Genomic DNA, 26006 nt, shown 5'->3' with positions numbered 1-26006 from the left:
AGCGGTGGCGCGTTTGGATGCAGTTCCATCCAAGAAATAGCTCGAAAGACTGTTGCATCGGCGTCCATGGCGGCTTCCAGCCCGTCTGCAAGGGGGAGAATCCGTGTAAACTGGCGCCATGACGACTGTTTCCATCCCCCATACCGATGTGGCCGGCGAGCCATTCCCCGCAGCACGTTTCATCAAGGAAATAGGACGCGGCAAGAACGGCGCGCGCAGCATGACGCGCGATGACGCCCGCGCCCTGTACCGCGCCATGCTCGAGGGCCGCGTGTCGGACCTGGAATTGGGCGGCATTTTGTTGTCGATGCGCATCAAAGGCGAATCCGTGGACGAGATCGCCGGCTTCCTCGACGCGGCCGAAGCGTCATTCGTCCCGCTGGCCGCGCCGGCCGGCGAATTCGCGCCCATCATCATTCCCAGCTACAACGGCGCCCGCAAGATGGCCAACCTGACGGCCCTGCTGGCGCTGCTGCTGGCGCGCGCGGGGGCGCCCGTGCTCGTGCATGGCGTGACGGGCGACCCGGGCCGCATCACGACGGCCGAAGTGCTGGCCGCGCTGGGCGTGCCCGCCTCGCCGGACCATGCGCAGGCCGAGGCCGCCATGGCGCGCGGGGAAGCCGCCTTCCTGCCCATCGCTGCGCTGGCGCCGCGTCTGGCACACATGCTGTCCCTGCGGCGCGTGCTGGGCGTGCGCAATTCCACGCACACCCTGGTGAAAATCATGCAGCCGTTCGCCGGTCCCGCCCTGCGCCTGGTGTCGTACACGCACCCGGAATACCTGGAAATGCTCGGTGAATATTTCCTGACTGCATCAGATTCTGCGCGCGGCGACGCTTTCCTGATGCGCGGCACGGAAGGCGAAACGGTGGCCAACGCCAACAAGGCGCAGCAGATCGACTGGTTTCACGGGAGCGAACGCACGGTGCTGGTGGAAAAACAGTTGCTGGTGGAAGAGTTGCCGCACTTGCCGGCCGAGCGCGATGCGGTCACCACGGCTGCCTGGATCGCCGCCGTGCTGCGCGGCGAGGTGCCCGTGCCGCCGTCGATCGCCGAGCAGGTGGAGCAATGCCTGATGGCATCGCGGCAGATTGCAGCACGGCCGCGCTAGCCGCGCCGCCGCAGTTTACAATGGCGTCTTTGTAATCAGCGGTGACCGGAATTCTTATGGCAAAACAATTTGATGTGGCAGTGATCGGCGCGGGCGCGGCCGGCATGATGTGTGCGGCTGTTGCCGCCCAGCAAGGCAAGCGCGTGGTGTTGATCGATCACGCGGCCAAGCTGGCCGAAAAGATCCGCATCTCGGGTGGCGGGCGGTGTAATTTCACCAATATTAACGCCACGCCACAAAATTTCCTCTCGGAAAACCCGCATTTCTGCAAAAGCGCGCTGTCGCGCTACACGCCGCAGGATTTCCTCGCGCTGGTGAAAAAATACCGGATCGGCTACCACGAAAAGCACAAGGGCCAGCAATTCTGCAATGAATCGGCCGAACAGATCATCGACATGCTCAAGGACGAGTGCGCCGCTGGCGGCGTGCATTGGCGCATGCCGTGCAAGATCGACAATGTTGTGCAGCAGGAAGATGGCGGCTTCGTGCTGCAGACCGATAGCGGCGACATCGAGACGGCCAGCATCGTCATCGCCACGGGCGGCCTGTCGATCCCGAAGATCGGCGCCACGGATTTCGCCTACCGCATCGCCAAGCAATTCGATTTGATGATGGTCGAGCCCCGTCCGGCCCTGGTGCCGCTGACGTTCGACCCGGCCAGCTGGGCGCCGTTCGCGGAACTGTCCGGCATCGCGCTGGAAGTGGATGTGGAAACGGGCAGCCTGAAAGGCCGCAAGGCCACGGGTGCGCGTTTCCGCGAAGATTTGCTGTTCACCCATCGCGGCTTGTCGGGCCCGGCGATTCTGCAGATTTCCAGCTACTGGCTGCCGGGCGAGCCCATCGTCGTCAACCTGTTGCCGGAAGTGGACGTGGCGCAGACCTTGATTGAAGGCAAGGGCACCTTGAAGAAGCAACTGGGCAATATCGTCGCGCAATGGCTGCCGCAGCGCCTGGCCGACTGTTTGCTTGCTGTCAATGGCCTGGCGCCGGATGCGCGCATCGCCGACATGCCCGACGCGCAGCTGCGCAAGCTGGGCCAGGCCATCAATGCCTGGTCCATCGTGCCGAACGGTTCCGAAGGCTACCGCAAGGCGGAAGTGACGCGTGGCGGCATCGACACGCGGGAATTGTCGCAGCAGACCATGATGGCGAATAAGGTGCCGGGCCTGTATTTCATCGGTGAATCGGTCGATGTGACGGGCTGGCTGGGCGGTTACAACTTCCAGTGGGCCTGGGCTTCCGGCGTGGCGGCAGGTATTGCCTTGCAGTAAGCAAGTCTGTAGGATGGGGTTCTGGCGCCCGGTGCGCCGACCCCGGTGCGTGGTTTACGCCACATTCCGGCAGCGACTGCAGGCTGCATGCCGCACGCAAGTGGGGGAGGGGCTTCCCTTTCCGAATAAAAGCTGCTACTATCTATCTCTTCCTATACACCACCTCAACGGTTTGAATTTTACATGACCACTATTCGCCTTAAAGAAAACGAGCCGTTCGAAGTCGCAATGCGTCGCTTCAAACGCACCATCGAAAAAACGGGTCTGCTGACCGAATTGCGCGCACGCGAATTCTACGAAAAGCCAACAGCTGAGCGCAAGCGCAAGCTGGCAGCTGCTGTTAAGCGTCATTACAAACGCATCCGCAGCCAACAACTGCCGAAAAAATTATTCTAAGACTGTTCAGTCAGAACCAACCCGGGTAGTTCGGCGCATTGTTCGCCACGGGTTTTGTTTTGATTCGCCTGGAGTGATACTTCAGATGAGTCGCATACCCGCTCCGGTTCGCCGCAGCGGGTTTTCGCTTTTGTGGCTGCCTGCTTGGAGTACACAGATCAGCATCGAACCCCACTTACCAACACGAGGATTGCCATGAGCTTGAAAGAACAAATTACCGAAGACATGAAAAACGCCATGCGCGCCAAGGAAGCGGGCAAGCTGGGTACGATTCGCCTGTTGCTGGCGGAAATCAAGCGCAAGGAAGTCGACGAGCGCATCGAATTGACGGATGCCCACGTGACGGCCATCGTGGAAAAGATGATCAAGCAGCGCAAGGATTCGATCACCCAGTTCGAAGCCGGTGGCCGTGCCGACCTGGCCGACATCGAAAAAGCCGAACTGGTGCACCTGATCGGCTACATGCCTGCGGGCCTGTCGGAAGACGAAGTGGCGGCCGAAGTGGCTGCCGCCGTGGCCGCCTCGGGCGCCGCCGGTCCGCAAGACATGGGCAAGGTCATGGCCATCGTCAAGCCGAAGCTGGCTGGTCGCGCCGACATGACGGTGGTGTCCGCCCTGGTCAAGAAAGCCTTGACGCCGGCAGCGTAAGCATACAATAGTAGCAAGGGCTGCCAGCCGTCGCGCTGGCAGCCTGTTAACAGCCCACACGTTGACCTGGCTCAACCTCAGGCCGCGTGCGGTAGTATAGTCTGACCTATAACAAGACCCGCCCTAGCCAGTGATACCTCAATCCTTCATTTCCGATTTGCTCAACCGCGTCGATATCGTCGATGTCGTGGGGCGCTATGTGCAACTGAAAAAAGGTGGCGCCAATTTCATGGGCTTGTGCCCTTTCCACAGTGAAAAATCGCCCAGCTTTACCGTCAGCCCCACCAAGCAGTTCTATCACTGCTTCGGCTGTGGCGCGCATGGCACCTCGATCGGCTTCCTGATCGAGTACTCGGGCATGGGCTTTGTCGACGCCGTCAAGGACCTGGCGCAGAACGTGGGCATGGTCGTGCCGGAAGCGGACGATAAAATTCCGCCAGCCCAGCGCGCGCAGATCCAGGCGCAGAGCCTGGCCCTGTCCGACGCCATGACGCAGGCGTGCGATTATTACCGCGGACAATTGCGCCACGCGCCGGAAGCCATCGCCTACCTCAAAAACCGGGGCTTGACGGGCGAAGTGGCCGCTCGCTTCGGCATGGGCTTCGCGCCCGGCGGCTGGGACAACCTGCGTTCCGTCTTCCCCGATTACGATGTGGTGGCCCTGGCCGAGGCCGGTCTCGTGATCGACAAGGTCGATGAAGAGGGCAACAACCGCAAGCGTTACGACCGTTTCCGTGAACGCATCATGTTTCCGATTCGCAATACCAAGGGCCAGGTCATCGCCTTTGGCGGCCGCGTGCTCGACCATGGCGAACCGAAATACCTGAACTCGCCGGAAACCCCCTTGTTTTCCAAGGGTTTCGAACTGTATGGGCTGTTCGAGGCGCGCCAGGCCATCCGCGATGCCGGCTATGTGCTGGTGACGGAAGGCTATATGGACGTCGTTGCCTTGGCGCAAATGGGTTTCCCGCAAGCCGTGGCAACCCTGGGCACGGCGTGCACGCCCACGCACGTGCAAAAACTGCTGCGCCAGACGGACAACGTGATTTTCAGCTTCGACGGCGACAAGGCCGGCCGCCGCGCCGCCCGCCGCGCGCTGGAAGCGAGCCTGGCCCACGTGTCGGACAATAAGACCATCAAATTCTTGTTCTTGCCGTCGGAACACGATCCGGACAGCTACATCCGCGAATTCGGCGCCGAAGGTTTCGAGCAGCAAGTGCATGAAGCCATGCCGCTGTCGCAATTTTTGCTGAAAGAGGTGTCGGGCGAGCATGATCTGTCGGAACCGGAAGGGCGCGCCCGCGTGCAGTTCGACGCCAAGCCGCTGCTGCAACTGATGGCGCCGTCGTCCCTGCGCCTGCAGATCGTGCGGGGACTGGCGCAGCTGACGCAGTCCACGCCGGCCGAGATCGAAGCCCTGTTCGAGCTGGCGAAGCCCGTTGCCGTGGCGCACCGCGCGCCGCCGAAATCGGGCCGCCCCGTGCCTGTCGGCCTGGAATTGAAGATCATGCGCATGCTGGTGGCACATCCGCCCCTGACGATGCGCATCGACGAAGCCGCCCTGGCCGCCTTCCAGCACCTGGGGCCGGATGCGGCGCACAGCCTGGGGCAACTGGTGGCCGTGGGCCAGGCGCTGGGCGAGCACGGCAGTTTTGCCGCGCTGGCGCAGCAGTTGAAGGAGTTGGGCAGCGAGTATGACGAGATCATCGGCGAGATCGCGGCCGGTACGGAATCCGATTACGACAGCGAATTGTCGTGGTTGGTGAGCACCATCCGCGAGATCAAATTGAATGCCTTGAAGGCGGAATTGCAGCAATTGTTTGCGTCGGGTTTGCCATCCGAGAAAATTGGTGTACGCTACCGCGAAATCATGCAGGAGCAAGGGGCGCTGGAGCGCGAGCGCGATGCCGAGTTGGTGAATCGCTAACCTTGCCTTGAGGGTATGGCGCGCACTGGAAAAACATTTTTCGCGTGCTATAATTAAATGCTAAGTATTGTGTGCTTTGGCAAGCTAGTTCTGTTTCGTAAATAGTATTTGTTTTCAGTAAGTTAGGCTCTTGATCGGCGCGGTGGATCGTGTCGGCAGCCAGGGCCAACTGGCGTTTTCGGCGTTGCGGGCAAGGCTCGCAGACGCTGGCAAGCCGCGCCAGGCTCTCGCTCCCAACGCGGTCGATGCAGGAATTTTTGCCGAGGCGGCTGGCAACAGCCGGTGGACAGGAATTGCTGCGCTTCCCGCGGATCGTGGCCGATGAGGTGTAAGTAACGTAACAGTGTCGAATTTGCGTAGTCGGCAGGTTCGAAGATGGTGGTTCCCGCAGGTAGACAGGGAACTGGCAGCAAACTTTATCCTAATCCACCGTAAAGCAAGTCGTTGTGTAATCGAAAGCGCCTGTGCCAATCAAGAAACCCGAATCCAAAGCGGCTGCAAAGCCCACTAAAGTTACCACGAAAGCCGAAAAGGCGCTCGACCGGCCAGAAGCGCGCGTTACCAGCGCGCCCGTGGTCAGCCAGACCACCGACGCTGCCACCCTGGCAGCCATCGATACGTCCGGTTATGTCTTGCCGTCGGTAAAAGTGCCAGGCCGCCGCGGCCGCAAGCCAAAAGAATTCCAGCCAGAAAATGATGAAGTCGCCGCCCTGAACGCCGTCGAGCGGGCCGAACTGAAGGCCGTCGACAAGGCCAAGGCCAAGGACCGCAAGGCGAAAGAGCGCGCGCTGCTGAAGGACGCGTTCTCGTCCGATACGGAAGCGAGCGAGGAAGAACTCGAGCGCCGGCGCCAGAAACTCAAGACATTGATCAAGTTCGGCAAGGAACGCGGTTTCCTCACGTATGCGGAAATCAACGATCACTTGCCTGAAAACATCGTCGATCCGGAAGCCATCGAAGGCATCATCGGTACCTTCAATGACATGGGCATCGCCGTCTACGAGCACGCGCCCGATGCGGAAACGTTGTTGCTGTCCGATAACGTTGCCGTCGTCACCAGCGATGACGAGGCGGAAGCTGCGGCCGAGGCCGCACTGTCGACCGTCGATTCCGACTTCGGCCGCACCACCGATCCCGTGCGCATGTATATGCGCGAAATGGGCTCGGTCGAGCTGCTGACGCGCGAAGGCGAGATCGAGATTGCCAAACGCATCGAAGATGGCTTGAAAGACATGATCCAGGCCATTTCCGCCTGTCCCGTGACGATCGCCGAAATCATCGCCGCTGCCGACCGCATCGCCAACGAAGAGATCAAGATCGACGAAATCGTCGACGGTCTCGTCGATGAAAACGAGCCGGTCGCCGCCGCCCCTGTCGTCGCCGCTCCCGTCGAAGAAGACGAGGAAGAAGGCGAAGCGGAAGAAGAGGAAGAAGAAGAAGAAGAAGAAGCGAGCGCGTCGGGCGCCGCCGGTTTCTCCGCGGAACAGCTGGAAACCCTGAAACGCACGGCGCTGGAAAAATTCGCCGTCATTTCTCAGCAATTCGACAAGATGCGCCGCGCCTTCGAAAAAGAAGGCTACAACTCGAAGCCGTACGCCAAGGCGCAGGAAGCCATATCGCAAGAATTGCTGGGCATCCGCTTCACGGCCAAGGTGGTGGAAAAGCTGTGCGACACCCTGCGCGGCCAGGTCGACGAAGTGCGCCATATCGAGAAGCAAATCCTCGACGTGGCCGTGAACCGCTGCGGCATGCCGCGCGCCCACTTCATCAAGGTCTTCCCGGGCAATGAAACCAACCTGGACTGGGTCGATGGCGAAGTCAACGCAGGACACGCCTACAGCGCCATCTTGGGCCGTAACATTCCGACCGTCAAGGAACTGCAGCAGCGCCTGATCGACCTGCAGGCGAGGGTCGTGCTGCCGTTGCCGGACTTGCGCAATATCAACCGCCAGATGGCGGCCGGTGAAATGAAGGCGCGCAAGGCCAAGCGCGAAATGACGGAGGCCAACTTGCGCCTGGTCATTTCGATCGCCAAGAAATACACGAACCGCGGCCTGCAATTCCTCGACCTGATCCAGGAAGGCAATATCGGCCTGATGAAGGCCGTCGACAAGTTCGAGTACCGCCGCGGCTACAAGTTCTCCACGTATGCGACCTGGTGGATTCGCCAGGCCATCACGCGCTCGATCGCCGACCAGGCGCGCACGATCCGCATTCCCGTGCACATGATCGAGACGATCAACAAGATGAACCGGATTTCCCGCCAAATCCTGCAGGAAACGGGTGCGGAACCCGATCCGGCCACCCTGGCGATCAAGATGGAAATGCCCGAGGACAAGATCCGCAAGATCATGAAAATCGCCAAGGAACCGATCTCGATGGAAACGCCGATCGGCGACGACGACGACTCCCATCTGGGCGACTTCATCGAGGACAACAACACCCTGGCGCCGGCCGATGCGGCCCTGCACGCATCCATGCGGGGCGTGGTCAAGGACGTGCTCGATTCCCTGACGCCACGCGAAGCGAAAGTGCTGCGCATGCGTTTCGGCATCGAGATGTCCACCGATCACACCTTGGAAGAAGTGGGCAAGCAATTTGACGTGACGCGCGAGCGCATCCGCCAGATCGAGGCCAAGGCGCTGCGCAAGCTGCGCCACCCATCGCGCTCCGACAAGCTGAAAAGCTTCTTGGAAGGCAACTAGAAGCCAATAGGGCTTGACGTACGCCCCTGATACCCCTATCCTCGCGTGTCCGTTTCCAAAACGGCCGCGCGAGGCGGGTTTCAACAGCGCCGCCACGCCGCAGTCCCCTGGGCCTCTAGCTCATGCTTGGTTAGAGCAGCGGACTCATAATCCGTTGGTGCCGTGTTCGACTCACGGGAGGCCCACCAGAATTTGCAGCAATAGAACGAGCCCCGGCGGGTGACTGCCGGGGCTTTTTTATGCGCATGACAATCAGCGCAAGGATTTTTCATTCGGATTAGCTAGCTGGTTTCCTCACTAATTTCATCTTTACAGCGGTATGGAGTGCATAAGAGGCGTCGTGCACTCTGTCAACCGTTCGATCTTGTATTCGCAATTACGTACGCGATAGGCCATTATCGTTCTTCAACGTGGCTATGGTTGGGCTTGTGTCTGAATGACGGATTTGACCCTGCCACCGTGTAGGCCGCTTTTCGGACGATTGAGGGGCATTACATGGATGGCTTGCAGACATGGTGCAACAATGGGCTTGGCGTTGTCTACCTTGCGACTGCTCCGGGCTTGCTTAACACTGTGCATGAATGTCCGTTTTGAATGTTGTATAGTTTATTCAATGCAACATTTGGAGTCGCCTGGCTATGGGAGTTTCGGAGTCGTCGCAGTTGGTTTTTCCAGTGGACGGTGTCATGCAAAAAACTTGGGATGACGCCGTTGCTCGGTGGCTAATCGAGAAAGCAGATAAGGCATCGTTGAAATCAGATAAGTGTATTATTCGCTGGCTTGATAGTTATCTAAGCGGCCTTCCTATTGCTGATATCACGCGTCCTGTAGTTGACTCGTTGGCACACAAGAAGATTGCTACAGGAGTTGCAAACGGTACAGTCAATAGGATGCTTGCGTTGCTGCGTTCCATATTGATTCGCGCATCTCTAGATTGGGAATGGTTGCCTGTAGTGCCTAAAGTAAGATTGCTGCGGGAACCTGTCCGTCGTATTCGTTATCTTACTAAAAGTCAGGCAGAGTCATTGCTTGCTCAGTTGCCGCCTCACTTAGCTGAAATGACGGCATTTTCGCTTGCTACGGGCCTACGTAAAAGTAATGTCACAGGTCTATGTTGGTCTCAAGTTGATTTGCCTAGGCGCGTGGCTTGGATACATCCTGACCAGTCGAAAACACGTAAGGCTATCGTAGTTCCATTAAATCTAGATGCATTACGTGTGGTTTCATTGCAGTTTGGTAGGCATCCGACGCGAGTATTTAGCTATAAAGGAGATCCAGTGGCCCAAGTAACGACAGTTGCATGGTATAAAGCGTTAAAGAGGTGTGGTATCGATGATTTTAGATGGCATGATTTAAGGCACACTTGGGCAAGCTGGCATGTGCAAAATGGTACGCCATTGAACGTGCTGCAAGAGTTAGGTGGCTGGGAGAGTGCGCAGATGGTAAGGCGTTCCGCTCATTTCTCTGCTGGTCATCTCGCCCATTATGCTGATAGTCTTCCTTGTATTACTTGAGTAGAGAATGATATGCATAAGTAATGCTTATTTATTTTTTTGTTAAATAATTTGGATTTCGTATGAAAATAAATTTTAGTTGGGTTTTAATTATTGTTTTGGCTGAGCTAATACTTCTTCATACGGTATATTCATTGGTATATAGTTATTCAGATATTAAAAGTGTGGTAGATGCATTTGCTTTTGGTGGAACATTGGTTGGAATTCTTGTCGGTGTTATTGCAATTATTTATGCCTTTTACCAGGGGGCGGCACAACAACAAACCAATACTACTATGGTGTCGGAATTAACAAAGTTGGCAACAATTAAAGAGGATATTGGGGCTTCGGCAAATTCATTGCGGAAAGAAATGGGGGGGCTGACACTCATTGCTGAAAAATTAGCTCTTATAGAGAGTAATGTTATCAATACGCACGATGGTCTTACTGAACTTTCAAATAGGATCGATAAATCAGGGTCATTTATTGTACCTGTTAGTCATAATTCTAATGCCACTTCTGTTCCCCCTGAAGTGATGGGAGTGGATTCTGTAATTTCATTTCTTAAAGTATATTTGCCCAAGCAGGCAATTTTATATCTATGTTTCTTTTCATACTTTCTTAAAGCTAGAGGAATTAAGAAATTTGATGATCATATAAATTCTGTATTCTCGGTAATGAAGGATTTTGATGATGGATATAAAAGCAGTATATTTACTGAAAATTTAATTTATGTTGTTTTTCAATGCTTGTCCTCTGTTTTTGGTTCTCTTGGGATTGTTTGTTTTACATTGGATCCGGAGGATTCAGAAATTATTTCTTGGGAGATTTCTGATGAATTTAAAGATAAAATAGATATTATATTTGAAATATTGTGGGGTTCGGCAGATAGTGATGCTAATAAGACTCTCGTAACTAAGATATATAAAATGTAATTTCTATCTTTTGCACTAGTGTCCGATTCTAATATTTTTAGCTAAATGAAGAGTTGTTTTTCGGCAATGGTATAATTTCCCTCTTGCCCATGTCTTTGTGTCGCGATAGAGCATGTGTCTCATAATCCGTTGGTGCCGTGTTCGACTCACGGAAGGCCCACCAGAATTTGCAGCAATAGAACGAGCCCCGGCGGGTGACTGCCGGGGCTTTTTTCGTGCTGTCGTACAATCGCGGCATTGCGATTTATCAAGGATGAAATGAGATGACGGCTGAAGTGAAGATGGACGATATCGTGGTCGGTGACGGCAAGCCGGCGGCGCGCGGTGCGCTGATTACGGCGCACTACCGGGGCTGGCTGGAAGATGGGACGGAGTTTGACTCGTCGCACAAGCGGGGTGAACCTTTTCGCTGCGTGTTGAGCAATAACAAGGTAATCCAGGGCTGGATTCTGGGCTTGCAGGGCATGCAGGTGGGCGGCACGCGCAAGCTGTGGGTGCCGGCAGAGCTGGCGTATGGCGAGCGGCAGGTGGGCTTGATTCCGCCAAACTCCAATTTGGTCTTCGAGATCGAGTTGCTGGAAGTGCTGACGCGCGATTGATGTTTGGATGGTGTCATCAGGCCGATACGACGCCGGCTTTTTTCAGCAGCAATTGCTCGACATCGGCGCGCAGCGCCTGCTGCGTGGGGAAATTGGCATAGCGCAAGGTCACATAGCCGGCCAGCCTGAGCATGGCGTTGCGCTCCTTGTCCTGGCGTTCGCGGCGGTTGTGGCTGCTGTCGTCGAGCTCGATCACGGCGATGACGTTCAGTTGCTGGCTGCACAGGACAAAATCGGCCACCTTGCGGTCGAAACGGTTTCTGTTCGCCCATCCTTTCGCTGTCACCAGCGCGGAAAACGCCACTTGCGCCAGGACCGTGCATTCCGGCAAGGCCGTTTGCAGCAGGTGGTACATCTGCTGCTCGCGCGCCGTCATGACGGGTTTTCTGTGCAGCCGCAGCGGTGCACGGGACTTCGCGTTTCCGCGCACGGCCAGCATGGCAAAGAGCAGGAGCAAGGCCGCGATGGCGAGCAGGACGGTATAGGAAGGCATGGGCAGGCATCAGGATGGACGAATCCTGATGGTACGCGAACAGCGGCGTGTTTTCGTGCCGCTGCCGGCGTATTTCAGGTGCAGCCTTTGTTGAAGATCAAGCCTGTTTCAAGTTGATCTGCATCACGTCCAGCGCCGGCACGATGTCTTGCAGGCTGGCCACTTCATAGGTAGGGATGGCGGCCGAGGTATTGGCCATGCTGTCCGGGTTGAACCAGCAGCTGTCGATGCCGTAGCGGTTGGCGCCCAGGATGTCGGCGTCCAGGCGGTCGCCGATGATGATGGTCGCGTCCTTGCTGCATGCGCGCGCCATGTCGGCCGCGTATTCGAAGAAACGCACGTCCGGCTTGGCGTGGCCGCACGCTTCGGAGGTGGCGACGAAGGAAATGTAGTCGCCCAGGCCGGAGGCGGCGATGCGGCGGTTCTGGATGGACTCGACGCCGTTGGTGATGATGCCCACTTCGCCGATGCGCGACAAGGTTTCGCACACTTGTTTGGCACCATCGATGAGCACGACCGTGTCCGGCAGGGAGTCCAGATACAGCCGGCTGGCCAGTTCCGGGTCGATGGCGATGTGGTTCAGTGCAAACGTCTTGCGGAAGCGCTCCACCTTCAGGAAATCCTTGCTCACGTCACCCGTTTCGAAACGTTTCCACAGGTCGACGTTGATCTCTTGGTATTGGGAAAACAAGCCGTCGATGCCGTCGCGCAAGCCCAGTTCGTGCATGGTGTGCAGGAACGAGCGTTTTTCGGATGCCCGGAAGTCGAGCAGGGTATCGTCCAGGTCAAACAGGAATAATTTGTATTTCATGGCGTGTTGTTGAAAGCGTGGAAATCTATCTTGCATCGTAGCACGTAGCGCTGAGTTCGGTTGGTCGTGCCCTGCGCGGGCGATCCGCTACAATCGCTGCCACACCTGTTACCCTCATTCCATACCCGCACATGACCCAGCTCTCCGTCAACGTCAATAAAATCGCCTTGCTGCGCAATTCGCGCGGCCGCAACTTCCCGGACCTGCTCGCATTTTCCGCGCGCTTTCTCGACCTGGGCGCCGCCGGCATCACCTTGCATCCGCGCCCTGACCAGCGCCATGCCCGCTACGACGATGTTGCCCCGTTGCAGCGCCTGTGCGCGGAGCGGGGGCGCGAGCTGAATGTGGAGGGGTATCCGACGGCGGAATTTCTGGAAATAGTGAAAAGTGCGCGCCCGGCGCAATGCACCCTGGTGCCGGACATGCCGGGGCAATTGACGTCCGATCACGGCTGGGACATCGAGCAGCACGCAGCGCTGCTGCGTCCCGTCATTGCGGAATTGAATGACCTGGGCATCCGCGTCAGCCTGTTTGTCGATGCCGACTACCCGGCGCTGGAATGGGCGCGCGAAGTGGGCGCGGCGCGGGTCGAGCTGTACACGGAGCGGTTTGCCGAAAGCCATGGCAGCGGGCACGGCGATGCCGTATTCGATACGTATCTGCAGGCGGCGCGGCGGGCGCAGGCGCTGGGACTGGGCGTGAATGCCGGGCATGATCTCGATCTGCACAACCTGGCGCGTTTCCTGGACATTCCCGGCATCCTGGAAGTGTCGATCGGCCACGCGCTGGTGGTCGAGTGCATCGAGCAGGGCATGGACAAGGTGCTGGGCCGCTACCTTGAGATATGTCAATCGTAGGAGTCTTGGAGGACGATGCTGGCCGGCCGCTGCAACCTGAAGCGGACTGGCCGTTCTTCGATGCCGATTTCTCCATCCCCGCACAGATGCGGGCGCAAGTGCAAGCGCTGACGCCCCACGCCGCGGCGCAGTTGTGGACGCGCCTTGTGTCGGCCCAGCCCGATGAAACGCACCCGTTGCAGTTGCGCGAGGGACACCGCCTGCAGCCAACGGTAGCGGGGCCGGACTGGCTGGCCGAGTTTGACGCCGTTTCCAGCGAGCACCCGGCGCAATCAGGATGCGTGGCCGCGTTTCTCGCTTCCCACTTTCACGCTGCCGGGGCGGCACCCGTCCTGTTCATGGCCAGCCGGGCGCGCGCCTATGCGCTGACACCCGCCGCGCTTGCCGCATGCTGGCCTTGCTTGCTGGCCATTGCCGATGAAAGTCCCTTGCTGTACCAGCCAGTGACAGGCAAGTTCGTCTGGTGCCAGCCACATGGAGCGCTGGCGGGTGGCGAGGACAAGCTGCAGTCCGTTTAACGGGAACGATAGACTCATGCGTCCATTCGGTAGCGGTATCCACTGCGCTGAATGCCAGGCGCGTTGTCTAATTGCACTGAAACCTGACCATTTTCGTTCGCTGTGCAATGGCTGCGACGCACTGTTTGACGCCTGGCAAAGCCATGCGCAGGTAGCGTTCGGTACCCGCATACAGGCAGTCCACCTGAAACAGATACTCGGGCGCATCAAAATTGATGTCCCAGCGTTGATGCAAGGTGCCGTTGCGTGTCCATTCCTTGTCCGGGGCCAGGATAGGCAAGGCGTCGCCCGCTGCTGGCGGCTGATCTGCCGGATAGGACAGCACGCGTACGCCATCGAGCTTGCTGGCCGGCAGGTTCCAGCTTGAGGGAGGCGCTTGCGGGCAAGAAAGGGGGGCTGCGTTAGCTGACTGCATCGCCGCGGCAGCGATGGCCAATGCCAACAGTGCGAGCAGCTTCATTCCACTACCGAATAGAGTTCGGGACGATTCGATGCCCCGGCCGCCGAACGGCCGAAGTAGATCACGCGGGCGCCGGGCTTGTGGTGACGCCACTGGTCGAAAATTTCTATGCCGCCAGGTACCTGGCGGATGAACAGCGCCGCATGATTGCCCTGCCGCAGATTCTGATAGCGGCCATTGACGAAGGTGGCAATCAGCGTGCCTTTCGCGATGCCGCCGTGTTCCAGCAGGTCCGGCACTTTGTCACCTTCGCGCCAAAGCGAAGAGGCACGGGCGCCGGTGAGGCGCCTTGCCAGCGTGACGCACTCGCCATTTCCCACGATTTCTTTTTGCTTCGCATAGTCGGCGCGCGCAATGTAGGGCATATCGTTGCTCTCTGTGGTTGACGATAGAGAGAGCGTATGCAAGGCGCGGGCAAGCACCTTGATGTGTGCCAGAGCAATACAGAACATTGACATGTGTCATGGCTCCGCCTGGCGCACGGGCATGCTTACATATCCACCCACCAGTTGAGCAAGGTTTCATCATCGTCGTCATCGAGGTTGACGTAGATATTGGCGAAGTACCATTCCACGCCCGTCGCTTCGCGGAAGGCGTCAAAGGGACCGTTGACGTTGTAGATGCCGTGGTGTCCCGGCACGCTGAAGGTGAGGTTGCCCTTGTACTGGCCATCCAGGGTGCCGCCCAGCTGGCTTTGCACGTCGCGTTCGAGCTGGTCCACTGCCTCTTGCGACACGTCGTCGGCGTCGTAGATATGGATGCAGAAGTTGCCGCCGCGCTTCAGTACTTCGGCGGGGGCGAGCGGGTCGGCGATGTTGACGATGTCGCCGCGCGCCAGGTTCAGGGTCAGGCCGGGCGAGGCCAGCAGTTCGTAGACGTGCTCGTCGATCTGGCGCGCCGGCAGGGTTTCATACACGGGACCGCTGGTGTTTTCGCCTGCCAGTACGCGGATGTGCGGCAAGCCTTCGCAATTGATGTCTTCCATTTATTCTTTCATAATGCCGGCGCCGCGTACTTTGGGCTGCGCCAGGGTGGGTTTATGGCAATATTGTACCGGGTACGTATCTGCTGGCAGGGCACGCAACGGTGCAAACGAGGAGAAGCGATGGAGAATGTGGTGCAAACAGGCGGCTGTCTGTGTGGCGCGGTGCGCTTTGAAGCGACAGGCGAGGGCAGCAATCCGCACAGCTGTTCCTGCCGCAATTGCCAGCAGCATACGGGCGCGCCGACGGTGGCGTGGGTGGAGTTTGCGCGCGATCAAGTGCGCTGGACGGGTACGGCCGGTGCACCGGCAACATACCGTTCTTCCGAGTATTCCAGCCGGGCATTTTGCGCCGCGTGCGGCAGTTCCGTCGGCGCCATCGACGATGCGCCGACGGTGGCCTTGCTGGTGGGCAGTTTTGATGATCCTGCCCGGGCGGCCTTTGCTCCCGACTATCACGCGTTTGACGATGTCAGGCCGCTCTGGTGGCACTTCGATCCGGCCGTCGCTATACCCGGGCCGGGCGGCGCAGGCAAATAGCCTGCGGCGCGTCAGACTGGCGGCGTGGCCAGGAAGGCGGGCAAGGTTTCCGCCGAGCGCGTGTAGGCGTGGATGGCCGGGTAATCGCTGGGTTTGACGATATCGGACGTTTCCAGCTGGGCGAAGCTCCAGCCGACGGCGATGGTCACGCCCGCCTGGTCGATACTGCCAGTCTCGCCAGGCAGGGGCAGGTGCGCGCATTCCTGTTCCAGCGCGTTCCAGGCGGCATGCAGCTGCATGCTGACCCGTTCCAGCCACGGCGCGTGTTGCTTGTCGAGCGGACGCAGCTTGCGTTCGTAGACGATCTGCACGGCTTTTTCATAGGCGGCCAGGGCCAGGCCCGTCAGGCGCAGCGCGCGCACGCTGTCGGCGAGGGCGGGGACGGCGGTGTCCGGACGCAGCAGCGACAGATATTGCAGGATCAAGGTGGAATCCATCAGCACTTGCCCGTCGTCCAGTACCAGGGTCGGTACCTTGATGACGGGGTTGATCTCGCGCACGGCATCCATGTTGCGGAACACGGAGAGCGGCAAGTGCTCGTAGGAAATTCCCTGCAGTTGCAAACAGATGGCGACCCTGCGCACATAGGGCGAGTCGAGCATGCCGATCAGTTTCATGGCCAGTCTCCGGGGTAGTCAGGAGTATCTACGATACCCGCTTGCCTGCCCGCTGGCCAGCGTCCTGCTTAATTGTGTGCGCTGATGCCGCTGCGGAATTGTTCGAAACCGGCGCGGGCTGCCTTGTAGCAATTGCCGGCGGCCGCTTCCAGGCCTTCGCGGTCGAGCACTTCGACCGTGCCGCGGCGGTACTGGATCAAGCCTTCGTCCTGCAGCTTGCGGGCCGTGACGGTGACGCTTTCGCGGCGCACGCCCAGCATGTTGGCCATGGTGTCTTGCGTCACCTTCAGCTCGTTCGACAGCGAACGGTCGAGGCGGTCGAGCAGCCAGCGGCACAGCTTTTGCTCGATGCTGCAATGACGGCCGCCCACCACGTTCTGTGCCATTTGCGCAAACATGGCGCTGGTATAGCGCATCAGCAATTGCGCCAGCGCGCCGCCTTCATTGAACACTTCGCGCAGGAAGGCTGTTTTCAGGCGGTAACCGTAGCCGGCCGTTTGCACGATGGCCGTGCAGGTGGCGCGCTCGGCTTCGTACAGTACCACGCCGGCCACGCCTTCGCGGCCGATGACGGCGATCTCGGTGGTGGCGCCGTCTTCCATCACATACAGCAGGGAAACGATGGCGTTGGTGGGGAAGTACGTGTATTCAATCTTGCCGCCACAGTCGAACAGGTGCTTGCCGGCAGGCAAAGCGACCAATTCCAGTTGGCAAAACAGGCGCTCCAGATCGGCGCGCGACAAAGCGCGCAGCAATTCGTTCTGTTGCGCGCCCGTGATGCTGATCATGGGCGTGGCGGGAGCGGCTTGCCAGTTGTGCTGGACGGCGGCGTGGGTATTCGTTGCTGGTGTCAGGTTGCTATAAGCTTTGTACATGGTAGGGCCTCGTCTTCTGATTTTGTTGGATGGCGCTGCTTTTCTGGCTTGCTAGCGTTGTGCTGAATCTTGTATCCACTATAGAACCGGGGGCTGTGGACGGGCATCGGATGAGCCGACGCGCTTATGTAGGCTAGGAACATTGCCTCGTGTCATCCGACTCCTACGCCTGTTCCTGCTTTTTTCCCTGTGGAAACAGCCGTGCCTGGACAAAAATACGTCGCGTTATCCGCGAACTTTGGCCGCATGCCGCGATCAAACCACTCTGCGTCTGGTGCGACGGTGATAAAATGTTGCACTGCGGAAATTTGGTTTGTGCCGGTATGAGTTGCTGCACTTGCTCTCCAGCACCGCTCCCTTTCCCGCAGCCTGCCCTCACTGCGCGCGCCGTGCCTTTGCCAGCGTGCGGCTGTCTTGTCCCGCGGTCTTGTCCCGTTTACCCGTTTATGAAGGAAAGCAACGCATGAAATGGTTTTTTGATTTGAAAATTGCCACCAAGCTGATCTTGTCGTTTGGCGCCGTGCTGTTGTTGACGGCCGCGCTGGGCGTGTCGGCGATCTTTTCCATGGCGCGCATCAATACCGCGTCGACGGATCTGTCTGATAATTGGATGCCCAGCGTGCTGGCGGCCATGTCCATGCGCAGCGACGTCAGCGATTTCCGCCGCTGGGAACTGGCGCACATGCTGGCCGCACAGGATGCCGACATGGCGCAGAATGAAACGCGCATGACGGAAACCCAGGCCAAGCTGAAGGTGGACGGCGACAAGTACCGCAGCCTGATTTCGGAACCGGGCGAGAAGGAAGTGTTCGAGCGCTTCCTGGCGCTCAACGATGAATTCATGCGCCTGCACGCAACCATGCTGAGCCTGTCGCGCGAGATGAAAAAGGAAGAGGCGCGCGCGCTGGCCGTGGGGCCGTCGGCCCAGGTCATGACGGACATGATGACGGTCCTCGATAAACTGGTGTCGATCAATACGGATGGCGGCGTGCGCTCGAGCGCCAGCGCCGACGCAACCTATGCGGCCTCGCGCGCCAGCCTGATCGGCTTGCTGGTAGGCATCGTCGTCATCGGCATGCTGCTGGCGCTGTGGGTGGCGCGCAGCGTGGCGCGTCCGCTGATCGCGGCCGTCGGCGTGGCGCGCCAGGTGGCGGCCGGCGATTTGACGGCGCATATCGTTGTGCAATCGCAAGACGAAACGGGGCAATTGATGCAGGCCCTGAAAGACATGAATGCCAGCCTGCAAAACCTGGTGGGCCAGGTGCGCAGCGGCACCGATACCATCGCCACGGCGTCGAGCCAGATTGCCGCCGGCAACCAGGATTTGTCGTCGCGCACGGAGGAGCAGGCCAGTTCACTGGAAGAAACGGCCTCTTCGATGGAAGAGTTGACGTCGACCGTGAAACAGAACGCGGACAATGCGCGCCAGGCCAACACCATGGCGCTGACCTCGTCGAGTATCGCCATCGAGGGAGGCAAGGTGGTCGGCGAAGTGGTGGGCACGATGGCGTCGATCAATGCCTCGTCGCGCAAGATCGTCGACATCATCGCCGTTATCGACGGCATTGCATTCCAGACCAATATCCTGGCCCTGAATGCGGCCGTCGAGGCGGCCAGGGCGGGCGAACAGGGACGGGGCTTTGCCGTCGTGGCCACGGAAGTGCGCAACCTGGCGCAGCGCTCGGCCGCAGCGGCCAAGGATATCAAGGTCCTGATCGGCGATTCGGTCGAGAAAGTCGAGGCGGGATCGAAGCTGGTGGACCAGGCGGGCCGCACGATGGATGACATCGTTGCCAGCATCACCCGTGTGACGGACATCATGAGCGAGATCACGGCCGCCAGCAGCGAGCAGAGCGCCGGTATCGAGCAGGTCAACCAGGCCATCGCCCAGATGGACCAGGTGACGCAGCAAAATGCGGCCCTGGTGGAAGAGGCGGCGGCAGCGGCCGAATCGATGCAGGAGCAGGCCGCCAGCCTGAGCGCCGTGGTCAGCATCTTCAAGCTCGACGCAGCCAGTACCGTTGCAACCGGGCCGCGCGCGCCTGTCACCGTCAAGACGCCGGCAACCGTGGCGCCGGCACCTGCGCCGCGTCAACTGGCCGGCACGGCGCGCCGCGCGGCGCCAGTGGATGAGTGGGAAAGCTTTTAATTCAGAAATTAAGCGCGCTTGCGCGCTTTCCTGATGCCCTGAGGGGCGGGGGCTGCCGCGGCTTGCTGGCGCTGTTGCCACGCCCTCAGGGCCTCTTCGTAGGCGGCCAGGTCTTCCTGGTACATTTCCAGCACGCAAAAGGTGCAACCGCTGTGGCAACACTCGTCATTACCCGGTTTGCTGGGCGCTTGCGGTGGCGGATCGTGGGGCAGAGGCGGGGTGGGCATGGTGAGGGCAGGGGGCGGCGGAAGAGGCATCGGAGCTGGCATCGAAGTTGCCATCATACGGCATCCCGGCGGGCCGTTGCTGGAACGCTTTTTGCTCAAAAATCACGGTTTCCGTGTACAGTTGCGGTGAATTAGGGTATCGTTTACAGCACTGATATTGTATCTTCTGCGCGCGATGTTCCGCCGGCGCGATCTCCGCCGCCATCGCAGCACATCTCTTCGACGCTCCCGCATACGCCCTACAGCATGTCCCGGAGCACGGAGGTGCCGCAAGAACAATGATCCATGGCTTGCAAGACGGAGCTGCCTGTGCCCCGAAATGTTGTTTATTGAGAAAGCATGGCTTCCGCAGTGCGGAGGCACACCAGAAAATTTATGTCTGAAACCGAATCGACTCCTACGCCCAGCCCGGCGATTGCCCCTGAAGCGGCGCCCGCCGCTGCACCCGCACCAGCACCTGCCGCAGCCGTGGCGCCCAGCCTGACTTTTGCCGACTTTGGCCTCGCGCCTGAAATCCAGCGCGCACTGACCGACCAGGGTTACACCCATCCGACACCGATCCAGGAACAAGCGATCCCCGTGGTGCTGCAAGGCCGCGATGTAATGGGGGCCGCGCAGACGGGCACCGGCAAGACGGCCGGTTTTTCCTTGCCGATCATCCAGTTGCTGATGGCGCATGCCAGCAGCAGCATGTCGCCGGCACGCCATCCGGTGCGCGCCCTGATCCTCACGCCGACGCGTGAGCTGGCGGTGCAGGTGGCCGAAAACGTCAAGGCCTACGCCAAGCACACGCCGTTGCGCTCGACCGTCGTCTTCGGCGGCATGGACATGAAGCCGCAAACCGTCATCCTGCGCGGCGGCGTGGAAATCGTCATCGCCACGCCGGGCCGCCTGCTTGACCATATCGAGCAAAAGAACATCAGCCTGAGCCAGGTGCAGATGCTGGTCATGGATGAAGCCGACCGCATGCTGGACATGGGCTTCTTGCCGGACTTGCAACGCATCATCAACTTGCTGCCGAAACAGCGCCAGAACCTGATGTTCTCGGCCACGTTCTCGCCAGAAATCAAGAAGCTGGCTGCCACGTTCCTCAACGATCCGCTGACGATCGAAGTGGCGCGCAGCAACCAGACGGCCGACAAGGTCACGCAGGTGGTGTACAAGGTGACGGAAGGCGATAAGCATGCCCTGGTCGCCCATCTGCTGCGCCAGCGCGACCTGAAGCAGGTCATCGTATTCTCGAATACCAAGATCGGCGCTTCGCGCCTGGCCCGCGTGCTGGAACAGGAAGGCATGAGCGCCACGGCGATTCATGGCGACAAGAGCCAGCAGGAACGCATGGCGGCGCTGGAAGCGTTCAAGAAGGGCGAGATCGACGTGCTGGTGGCCACCGACGTGGCGGCGCGCGGCCTGGATATTTCCGACTTGCCTTGCGTCATCAACTTCGACTTGCCGTACAACGCGGAAGACTATGTGCACCGTATCGGCCGCACGGGCCGCGCCGGCGCCTCGGGCGACGCCATTTCGATCTACTCGGATAAAGACGAGCGCTTGCTGGCCGATATCGAGAAACTCATCAAGCAAAGCATCAAGCGCGGTGAATTGACGGGCTTCAATCCGGCTCCTGCCCGCAGCAGCGACAGCGAGCGCCGTCCGCCGCGCCGCAGCGAAGGCGGCGAGGCGCGTCCTGCGCGCGCACCCGAGAGCCGCCATGCCGGCGAGAGTCGCGACAGCCGCTCCGTCGAGCGCGGTGCGCGTCCCGCCTTTGGTCCCGGCGCCCGCCGCGAAAAGGCCGATCCCTGGTTCCTGAAGCCGTATGAGCCCGCCAAGGCAGCAGCCCCGGCTGCCGCCAGCATGGCGCCTGCCGCGGCCAAGCCGAAGCAGAAGGTGGCCGCGTTGCTGGGTGGCTTGTTGAAGAGCTGACTGTCGCGACTGGCTGCTACCCATGGTCGTTCGGGTAGCAACAGTGCCTGAATTGATGAATGAAACCCAAAAAGTTCAATGCGCACTTTTTGGGTTTTTTTATGATGAAGAGGCGGAGACGCTACCGCCGGCCTTGAGATGGTCGTGGCCGCCGGATATTGACGGCTGTCGAACCAGTTGGTGGCGCCGGCGTGCGTGTTGTACTACCGCAATCAGCCTTGCAGCTGTTGACGGTTATTCTGCCACCAACGACGCCCCAGCACGAACAAGATGGAGATGCTCAAGCCTGCCAGCAGGCTGCCTAGCAGGGCAACTGAGGTACGGGTTGTCCGATTCTTGGGCAAGCTGGGGCCAGCAATAAAGCGTGTTTTTTCCAGATAGAGACTAATGGCGGAACTATTATCGACACTGATCTTGTTATAGACTTCCTTGATCGTTTCGTCTTCCATATCCTTGCCGCTAAAGACGGTTTTCTTGATTGGTTCCAGTCCGCGCAGAATAGCTTCGCCAGATTTTGTGCTCTCGGCCAATGCTTTCGCGCGATCATAATACTCTGCGAGTATCATATACTGCTTTTGTTCCCGCTTTGCCTTGTAGATGGCTTCATTCGCTTCAGTAATCTCGACTTCGCTGGTCATCAGCTGGCTGAGCGGCGACAGGTAGCGCGCCGTATCTTCGGTGATTGATACAAGCTGGCGGGAAGCCTGGCTGGCAGCGTCCGGATAGCGCGTCACGATTTGCTTGAGCCTGACGCCTTTGCGCTGATACGAGTCGATTTTTTCCTTGTTTTCAATGATTTTATTATCCAGCTTGGTAATGGCAGCGGAAATTTCGGAATTTTTAAAGCGCAAAATATCCGTATAAATCATGTAGACAATGGTGTCGACTGTATATCGGCCAAGCAAGCTCACTGCTTGTTGCGCGCTTTCCGGTGTCTTGGCCGCGTAGTTGATGGAAACGGCGATGACATTGTTGTCAGCGTCCTTGGTGCTGCTCATCAATTCTTTGGCATCAAGCTTGGTGAACGGAAAGATCGGTTCGATCACCTTGGCAATCCCCCCGCGCGCGGCAAATGTCTGGCTCAACGCGATGACAGTAGGGTCATTCTCTATATTGTTTTGCCTGATAAATTCATTAAAGCGTTCGCTGGTGTTTAATGGCGATGAAAAGCGCTTGTAGTCAGCCAAAGCGATACCGGGCGCCTGTTCTTTGACTTCCTTTCCATCTTTCTCTATTTTTTTCTCGGGAATGGCGCCGCCGAACTGTAAAAAACCTTCACTTTGGTATTTGCCAAGGAATAAGGCGCTGGATGTGCCGAGTATCGCCACCAAGGCGGTTCCCGCCAGAATAACGCCACGCGACTGCCATAAGATAGTGAGGAAATTTGTCAAATTGAAGTCATCATCTTCAACGTAAACTTCCGATTCATTCAATTCGTCATGCTTTTCCATAAGTTCTCTTTTTTAATTTTCCAGCTCGCCATTTTCAAGATAAAAGTGGCAAGGATGTTTCAAAGGGCTAGTCTGCCATGTCGCTCAGTCCTGCCTGAGGATGCCGGGTGAATATGATTTCGCGGTATGCATTACCTGAGGGGCATGAGTTCTCTACGGTTATTCTTGAGGAACAATTTGATTGCTATTGAGTGAAAAAAATGTGCCAAGGACAATAATCGATGTTGGTTCTTATATTGCGAGCTTCATTTTTCGGAGAGCAGATTTTTTCACAAAATATTATAGGGGAATAATGGGAGACGTGAAAATAGGCATTTGTTACAATTTGTTAGCTTTCTTGTCTCGTTACCCATATATTCCCCGCCCCATTGTTATTTGAGGCGGGCTTCAGTCGGTCGCCCGGTTCATGTCAAAAAATTACTATCCTTGAGCGGTGGCGACTTATCTTCCGCGGTAGCCTGTCGACGCCGCTGCTCCGACCAGATCAGGTCTTCGATACCACATTGCGGTACATATTCGTGAACTGCCCGCAGCAGCAGATTGCGTAGCGCCTCGAAATTGAAGTCATTGCATGCAAGATCCATTTCCTCCAAGATCTTTTTCAAATCTTGCCAAGGCACTTCCGATTCCTCTGCCCGCATGATGAGGGGATGTTCGGTGCCTTCCACATTGCCCCCAATCAATAGCTCTTCATAGAGCTTTTCTCCGGGGCGCAGACCTACATGCTGTATTTCAATACCGTCCGGTGCCGACTTGCTCTTCACTTCCAGGCCACTCAAATGGATCATGCGTTCAGCCAGATCCATGATCTTCACGGGCTCGCCCATGTCAAGAACGAACACATCGCCGCCCGTGCCCATGGCGCCGGCTTGCAGCACAAGTTGGGCGGCCTCGGGAATGGTCATGAAATAGCGTGTGATTTCCGGATGTGTCAGGGTGATGGGACCACCGGCCTCGATCTGTCGGCGGAACAGGGGAACGACCGAACCAGACGAGCCCAGGACATTGCCAAAACGAACCATGCAAAAGCGCGTGTGGCTCTGTTCGCGTGTAAATGCCTGCAAAATCAGTTCCGCGAGGCGCTTGGTCGTGCCCATCACATTGGTCGGACGTACCGCCTTGTCCGTGGAAATCAGGACAAAATATTTGACATGGGCCGCCATTGCCGCCTTGGCAATGCTGAGCGTGCCGAAGACATTGTTGCGTACCCCCTCAACGGGGTTATGCTCCACCAACGGCACGTGTTTGTAGGCTGCCGCATGATACAGCGTCTCCACCGAGAAGGATTGCAAGATGCGCTGACATTTTTCGGTATCGAGCACGCTGCCGAGGAAGGGCAGGATGTCGACGCCCAGCTCATATCCTTCATTGATGCCTTTTAACTCCTGCTTGATGGAATACAGGGCAAATTCGGACATGTCCAGCAAGACGAGGCGGGCAGGTTTCAATCGGATGATCTGGCGACACAGTTCGGAACCGATCGAGCCGCCAGCGCCCGTGACCATGACGGATTTGCCGATAATGCAACTGGATATCAGCGACAGATCGGGCGATACCTGGTCACGGCCCAGCAAATCTTCAATTTCGATGTCGCGGACATCTTGCACGCGTAACTCGCCACTGACCAGGCTTTCCACCGGCGGGGTAACCTTGATCTTGACTTTCAGGTGTTCAAGGCTATTGAGGATTTTTTTCTGTTCGCCTTTGTTCAAGGCAGGCATGGCCAGCAGTATCTCGTTAACCCCATATTTCTCGATCACGTCGGCCAGCGCATTGGACGGATGGACTTTAATGCCAGAAATAGTTGCATCGCGCAATTCTTTCATATCGTCGATGAACGCCACTGGCATGTACTCGCGGCCTGCGCGCAAGGCGCTGGCCAGTTGCACGCCCGCTTTGCCCGCGCCATAGATGGCGACGCGCGTATAGCGACGTCCCATCTGGTGCAGTAGCACGCCCCGTGCGAGAAAGCGGCTGGCCACCACGTAGGTCAAGGCACTTACCCAATAAATGCCGAATACGCCGCGCGAGACTCCGGCCATATGCGTCAATAGCCCCGCCAGTGCCAGTAAAACAGCGACCGACAGCGTGACACCGAAGACGACCACATACACGATTTTCTGATCGATGAAGCGGATGACGGCGCGGTACAGGCCAATTTTGATAAAGATGGGGATGGCGACGATGGGGGCCGCAACGATGATCCAGAAATAGCTGAGGAACAAGTTCAGGTTAACGACATCGTAGCGCAAAATAATCGCCAGACAAAAGGTCAATGGCAAGAATATCAAATCAGCAGTAACAGCAATGAGCTGTTTCTTGAATCGTGATAAATCAATAATTAGTTTCATTTTGACGAATAATTACTTTAGAAAGGATAAGGGCAGCGTTGGCTTTGCTGCAAACCGTTGGAATATCGCAAAAACAATACTGTTTCCAATGTAAAACTCATCAATGCGTGACGCCATCGCGGCGTACTACCTTGAGCGCCGTCAGGAGGATAATTTTCAAGTCGAAGAAGAACGATTGCTGCTGCATGTAGGCCAGATCGAGTTTGACCTTTTCCGGAATCGGCAATTCATCGCGGCCATTGATCTGCGCCCAGCCGGTCAGGCCTGGCAGTATGCGGTCGACGCCGTATTCCGTCCGCAGCGCGATCAAATCCTGCTGGTTGAACAGGGCGGGACGGGGCCCGACAAAGCTCATGTCGCCGCGCAGGATGCTCCACAATTGCGGTAACTCGTCAAGGCTGGACTTGCGCAGGAAGGAGCCTATCGGCGTGAGGAACTGCCCGGGATTCGTGAGCAAGTGCGTTGCCACGGCCGGTGTGTCTATACGCATCGTACGGAACTTTGGCATGCGGAAAATCTTGTTGCGCACCCCGACCCGGTCCGACCAGTAAATGGCAGGCCCTTGGGAGGTGAGCTTGACAAGTATGGCGACGATGAGAATCGGGATGGCAAAGGCCAGCAGCACTACGGAAGAAAGGACGAAATCAAATAATCTTTTCATTGGAGT

At 58.0% G+C, this 26006-nt stretch carries 25 protein-coding genes and 1 tRNA gene; 15 read left to right on the top strand and 11 right to left on the bottom strand.

The genetic code is table 11. The features are described 5' to 3' along the window. The first annotated feature begins 118 nt into the window (after window positions 1-118). From ybiB to OX460_RS12640, 10 genes are all read left to right on the top strand, one after another. A complete protein-coding gene (ybiB, locus tag OX460_RS12685; RefSeq protein ID WP_289898841.1) occupies window positions 119-1111 on the top strand; it encodes a DNA-binding protein YbiB in 993 nt (330 codons plus the stop codon). A 56-nt stretch (window positions 1112-1167) separates the two neighbouring features. After that, window positions 1168-2382, top strand: coding sequence for an NAD(P)/FAD-dependent oxidoreductase (locus OX460_RS12680; protein ID WP_289898840.1), 1215 nt, complete (start codon window positions 1168-1170; stop codon window positions 2380-2382). Between the two features lie 183 nt (window positions 2383-2565). Further along, window positions 2566-2778 (top strand): 30S ribosomal protein S21, encoded by a 213-nt coding sequence (gene rpsU / locus OX460_RS12675; protein ID WP_008451879.1) that lies wholly within the window; start codon window positions 2566-2568, stop codon window positions 2776-2778. A 195-nt stretch (window positions 2779-2973) separates the two neighbouring features. Further along, entirely contained in the window at window positions 2974-3426 is a 453-nt protein-coding gene (locus OX460_RS12670; protein WP_152256678.1) for a GatB/YqeY domain-containing protein, read from the top strand. Window positions 3427-3556: 130 nt separating this feature from the next. Next, entirely contained in the window at window positions 3557-5353 is a 1797-nt protein-coding gene (gene dnaG, locus OX460_RS12665) for a DNA primase (protein ID WP_099666643.1), read from the top strand. A 464-nt stretch (window positions 5354-5817) separates the two neighbouring features. After that, window positions 5818-8058, top strand: coding sequence for an RNA polymerase sigma factor RpoD (gene rpoD / locus OX460_RS12660; RefSeq protein WP_099666644.1), 2241 nt, complete (start codon window positions 5818-5820; stop codon window positions 8056-8058). 109 nt (window positions 8059-8167) lie between these two features. Beyond that, window positions 8168-8246, top strand: a tRNA-Ile gene (locus tag OX460_RS12655). A 498-nt stretch (window positions 8247-8744) separates the two neighbouring features. Next, complete coding sequence (locus tag OX460_RS12650; RefSeq protein ID WP_289898839.1) at window positions 8745-9572, top strand: site-specific integrase; 828 nt, start codon at window positions 8745-8747, stop codon at window positions 9570-9572. Window positions 9573-9634: 62 nt separating this feature from the next. Next, window positions 9635-10486: a hypothetical protein gene (locus OX460_RS12645; protein ID WP_289898838.1), complete on the top strand. Its 852-nt coding sequence runs from the start codon at window positions 9635-9637 to the stop codon at window positions 10484-10486. A 263-nt stretch (window positions 10487-10749) separates the two neighbouring features. Next, on the top strand, window positions 10750-11085 hold the full coding sequence (locus OX460_RS12640) for an FKBP-type peptidyl-prolyl cis-trans isomerase (protein ID WP_289898837.1): 336 nt from the start codon (window positions 10750-10752) through the stop codon (window positions 11083-11085). 16 nt (window positions 11086-11101) lie between these two features. Here the strand turns inward: OX460_RS12640 and OX460_RS12635 are convergent, their stop codons facing one another. Further along, the gene (locus tag OX460_RS12635) at window positions 11102-11578 is read right to left on the bottom strand and encodes a DUF2726 domain-containing protein (RefSeq protein WP_289898836.1); all 477 of its coding nucleotides are present in this window, start codon (window positions 11576-11578) and stop codon (window positions 11102-11104) included. A gap of 97 nt (window positions 11579-11675) precedes the next feature. Continuing rightward, window positions 11676-12389 carry a YjjG family noncanonical pyrimidine nucleotidase gene (locus tag OX460_RS12630; protein WP_289898835.1) on the bottom strand — a complete coding sequence of 238 codons (714 nt, stop codon included), beginning with the start codon at window positions 12387-12389 and terminating at the stop codon, window positions 11676-11678. Window positions 12390-12520: 131 nt separating this feature from the next. On the opposite strand from OX460_RS12630, the gene OX460_RS12625 reads away from it, so the two are divergent. Together OX460_RS12625 and OX460_RS12620 are read left to right on the top strand one after the other, a co-directional pair. Then, window positions 12521-13246, top strand: a complete 726-nt coding sequence (locus tag OX460_RS12625; protein WP_289898834.1) for a pyridoxine 5'-phosphate synthase — start codon at window positions 12521-12523, stop codon at window positions 13244-13246. A 5-nt stretch (window positions 13247-13251) separates the two neighbouring features. Beyond that, window positions 13252-13764, top strand: a complete 513-nt coding sequence (locus tag OX460_RS12620; RefSeq protein ID WP_289898833.1) for a DUF2947 family protein — start codon at window positions 13252-13254, stop codon at window positions 13762-13764. 67 nt (window positions 13765-13831) lie between these two features. On the opposite strand, the gene OX460_RS12615 is transcribed toward OX460_RS12620, so the two are convergent. Genes OX460_RS12615 through OX460_RS12605 form a run of 3 tightly spaced genes read right to left on the bottom strand, consistent with a single transcriptional unit; the run spans window position 13832 to window position 15209 of the window. Further along, entirely contained in the window at window positions 13832-14224 is a 393-nt protein-coding gene (locus OX460_RS12615) for an STY0301 family protein (RefSeq protein ID WP_289898832.1), read from the bottom strand. Then, window positions 14221-14682 carry a BPSL0067 family protein gene (locus OX460_RS12610; RefSeq protein WP_289898831.1) on the bottom strand — a complete coding sequence of 154 codons (462 nt, stop codon included), beginning with the start codon at window positions 14680-14682 and terminating at the stop codon, window positions 14221-14223. The genes OX460_RS12615 and OX460_RS12610 overlap by 4 nt, the downstream gene beginning before the upstream one ends. 32 nt (window positions 14683-14714) lie before the next feature. After that, complete coding sequence (locus OX460_RS12605) at window positions 14715-15209, bottom strand: DUF4265 domain-containing protein (RefSeq protein WP_099666653.1); 495 nt, start codon at window positions 15207-15209, stop codon at window positions 14715-14717. A gap of 120 nt (window positions 15210-15329) precedes the next feature. On the opposite strand from OX460_RS12605, the gene OX460_RS12600 reads away from it, so the two are divergent. Continuing rightward, window positions 15330-15746: a GFA family protein gene (locus tag OX460_RS12600; protein WP_289898830.1), complete on the top strand. Its 417-nt coding sequence runs from the start codon at window positions 15330-15332 to the stop codon at window positions 15744-15746. 11 nt (window positions 15747-15757) lie between these two features. Here OX460_RS12600 and OX460_RS12595 read toward each other — a convergent pair whose 3' ends face one another. Both OX460_RS12595 and OX460_RS12590 read right to left on the bottom strand, forming a co-directional pair. Continuing rightward, complete coding sequence (locus OX460_RS12595; protein ID WP_289898829.1) at window positions 15758-16363, bottom strand: glutathione S-transferase; 606 nt, start codon at window positions 16361-16363, stop codon at window positions 15758-15760. Between the two features lie 68 nt (window positions 16364-16431). After that, window positions 16432-17151: a Crp/Fnr family transcriptional regulator gene (locus tag OX460_RS12590; protein WP_035828139.1), complete on the bottom strand. Its 720-nt coding sequence runs from the start codon at window positions 17149-17151 to the stop codon at window positions 16432-16434. Window positions 17152-17701: 550 nt separating this feature from the next. Here OX460_RS12590 and OX460_RS12585 point away from each other — a divergent pair. After that, window positions 17702-19387: a methyl-accepting chemotaxis protein gene (locus tag OX460_RS12585; RefSeq protein ID WP_289898828.1), complete on the top strand. Its 1686-nt coding sequence runs from the start codon at window positions 17702-17704 to the stop codon at window positions 19385-19387. An 8-nt stretch (window positions 19388-19395) separates the two neighbouring features. On the opposite strand, the gene OX460_RS12580 is transcribed toward OX460_RS12585, so the two are convergent. Next, window positions 19396-19614 (bottom strand): oxidoreductase-like domain-containing protein, encoded by a 219-nt coding sequence (locus tag OX460_RS12580; RefSeq protein ID WP_289898827.1) that lies wholly within the window; start codon window positions 19612-19614, stop codon window positions 19396-19398. Window positions 19615-19989: 375 nt separating this feature from the next. Between OX460_RS12580 and OX460_RS12575 the strand changes: the two genes are divergently transcribed. After that, window positions 19990-21537 carry a DEAD/DEAH box helicase gene (locus OX460_RS12575; RefSeq protein ID WP_289898826.1) on the top strand — a complete coding sequence of 516 codons (1548 nt, stop codon included), beginning with the start codon at window positions 19990-19992 and terminating at the stop codon, window positions 21535-21537. A 212-nt stretch (window positions 21538-21749) separates the two neighbouring features. Here OX460_RS12575 and OX460_RS12570 read toward each other — a convergent pair whose 3' ends face one another. The 3 genes from OX460_RS12570 to OX460_RS12560 all read right to left on the bottom strand — a co-directional run bounded on the left by OX460_RS12570 (window position 21750) and on the right by OX460_RS12560 (window position 26000). Continuing rightward, entirely contained in the window at window positions 21750-22988 is a 1239-nt protein-coding gene (locus tag OX460_RS12570) for a lipopolysaccharide biosynthesis protein (RefSeq protein WP_289898825.1), read from the bottom strand. Window positions 22989-23392: 404 nt separating this feature from the next. Further along, on the bottom strand, window positions 23393-25339 hold the full coding sequence (locus tag OX460_RS12565; RefSeq protein WP_099666660.1) for a nucleoside-diphosphate sugar epimerase/dehydratase: 1947 nt from the start codon (window positions 25337-25339) through the stop codon (window positions 23393-23395). A gap of 100 nt (window positions 25340-25439) precedes the next feature. Then, window positions 25440-26000: a sugar transferase gene (locus OX460_RS12560; RefSeq protein WP_289898824.1), complete on the bottom strand. Its 561-nt coding sequence runs from the start codon at window positions 25998-26000 to the stop codon at window positions 25440-25442. Window positions 26001-26006: the final 6 nt, after the last annotated feature.

This window comes from Janthinobacterium sp. SUN033 (assembly GCF_030397595.1).
Classification (GTDB): Bacteria; Pseudomonadota; Gammaproteobacteria; order Burkholderiales; family Burkholderiaceae_D; genus Janthinobacterium; species Janthinobacterium kumbetense.
Note: the sequence above shows the minus strand (reverse complement) of the source record. Positions and strands in the feature narration are given on the sequence as shown.

Coding starts and splice junctions, on each gene's coding strand:
- ybiB (WP_289898841.1), top strand. CDS start 119: ATGACGACTGTTTCCATCCCCCATACCGATGTGGCCGGCGAGCCATTC.
- OX460_RS12680 (WP_289898840.1), top strand. CDS start 1,168: ATGGCAAAACAATTTGATGTGGCAGTGATCGGCGCGGGCGCGGCCGGC.
- rpsU (WP_008451879.1), top strand. CDS start 2,566: ATGACCACTATTCGCCTTAAAGAAAACGAGCCGTTCGAAGTCGCAATG.
- OX460_RS12670 (WP_152256678.1), top strand. CDS start 2,974: ATGAGCTTGAAAGAACAAATTACCGAAGACATGAAAAACGCCATGCGC.
- OX460_RS12650 (WP_289898839.1), top strand. CDS start 8,745: ATGCAAAAAACTTGGGATGACGCCGTTGCTCGGTGGCTAATCGAGAAA.
- OX460_RS12645 (WP_289898838.1), top strand. CDS start 9,635: ATGAAAATAAATTTTAGTTGGGTTTTAATTATTGTTTTGGCTGAGCTA.
- OX460_RS12640 (WP_289898837.1), top strand. CDS start 10,750: ATGACGGCTGAAGTGAAGATGGACGATATCGTGGTCGGTGACGGCAAG.
- OX460_RS12635 (WP_289898836.1), bottom strand. CDS start 11,578: ATGCCTTCCTATACCGTCCTGCTCGCCATCGCGGCCTTGCTCCTGCTC.
- OX460_RS12630 (WP_289898835.1), bottom strand. CDS start 12,389: ATGAAATACAAATTATTCCTGTTTGACCTGGACGATACCCTGCTCGAC.
- OX460_RS12625 (WP_289898834.1), top strand. CDS start 12,521: ATGACCCAGCTCTCCGTCAACGTCAATAAAATCGCCTTGCTGCGCAAT.
- OX460_RS12615 (WP_289898832.1), bottom strand. CDS start 14,224: ATGAAGCTGCTCGCACTGTTGGCATTGGCCATCGCTGCCGCGGCGATG.
- OX460_RS12610 (WP_289898831.1), bottom strand. CDS start 14,682: ATGTCAATGTTCTGTATTGCTCTGGCACACATCAAGGTGCTTGCCCGC.
- OX460_RS12605 (WP_099666653.1), bottom strand. CDS start 15,209: ATGGAAGACATCAATTGCGAAGGCTTGCCGCACATCCGCGTACTGGCA.
- OX460_RS12600 (WP_289898830.1), top strand. CDS start 15,330: ATGGAGAATGTGGTGCAAACAGGCGGCTGTCTGTGTGGCGCGGTGCGC.
- OX460_RS12595 (WP_289898829.1), bottom strand. CDS start 16,363: ATGAAACTGATCGGCATGCTCGACTCGCCCTATGTGCGCAGGGTCGCC.
- OX460_RS12590 (WP_035828139.1), bottom strand. CDS start 17,151: ATGATCAGCATCACGGGCGCGCAACAGAACGAATTGCTGCGCGCTTTG.
- OX460_RS12585 (WP_289898828.1), top strand. CDS start 17,702: ATGAAATGGTTTTTTGATTTGAAAATTGCCACCAAGCTGATCTTGTCG.
- OX460_RS12580 (WP_289898827.1), bottom strand. CDS start 19,614: ATGCCCACCCCGCCTCTGCCCCACGATCCGCCACCGCAAGCGCCCAGC.
- OX460_RS12575 (WP_289898826.1), top strand. CDS start 19,990: ATGTCTGAAACCGAATCGACTCCTACGCCCAGCCCGGCGATTGCCCCT.
- OX460_RS12570 (WP_289898825.1), bottom strand. CDS start 22,988: ATGGAAAAGCATGACGAATTGAATGAATCGGAAGTTTACGTTGAAGAT.
- OX460_RS12565 (WP_099666660.1), bottom strand. CDS start 25,339: ATGAAACTAATTATTGATTTATCACGATTCAAGAAACAGCTCATTGCT.
- OX460_RS12560 (WP_289898824.1), bottom strand. CDS start 26,000: ATGAAAAGATTATTTGATTTCGTCCTTTCTTCCGTAGTGCTGCTGGCC.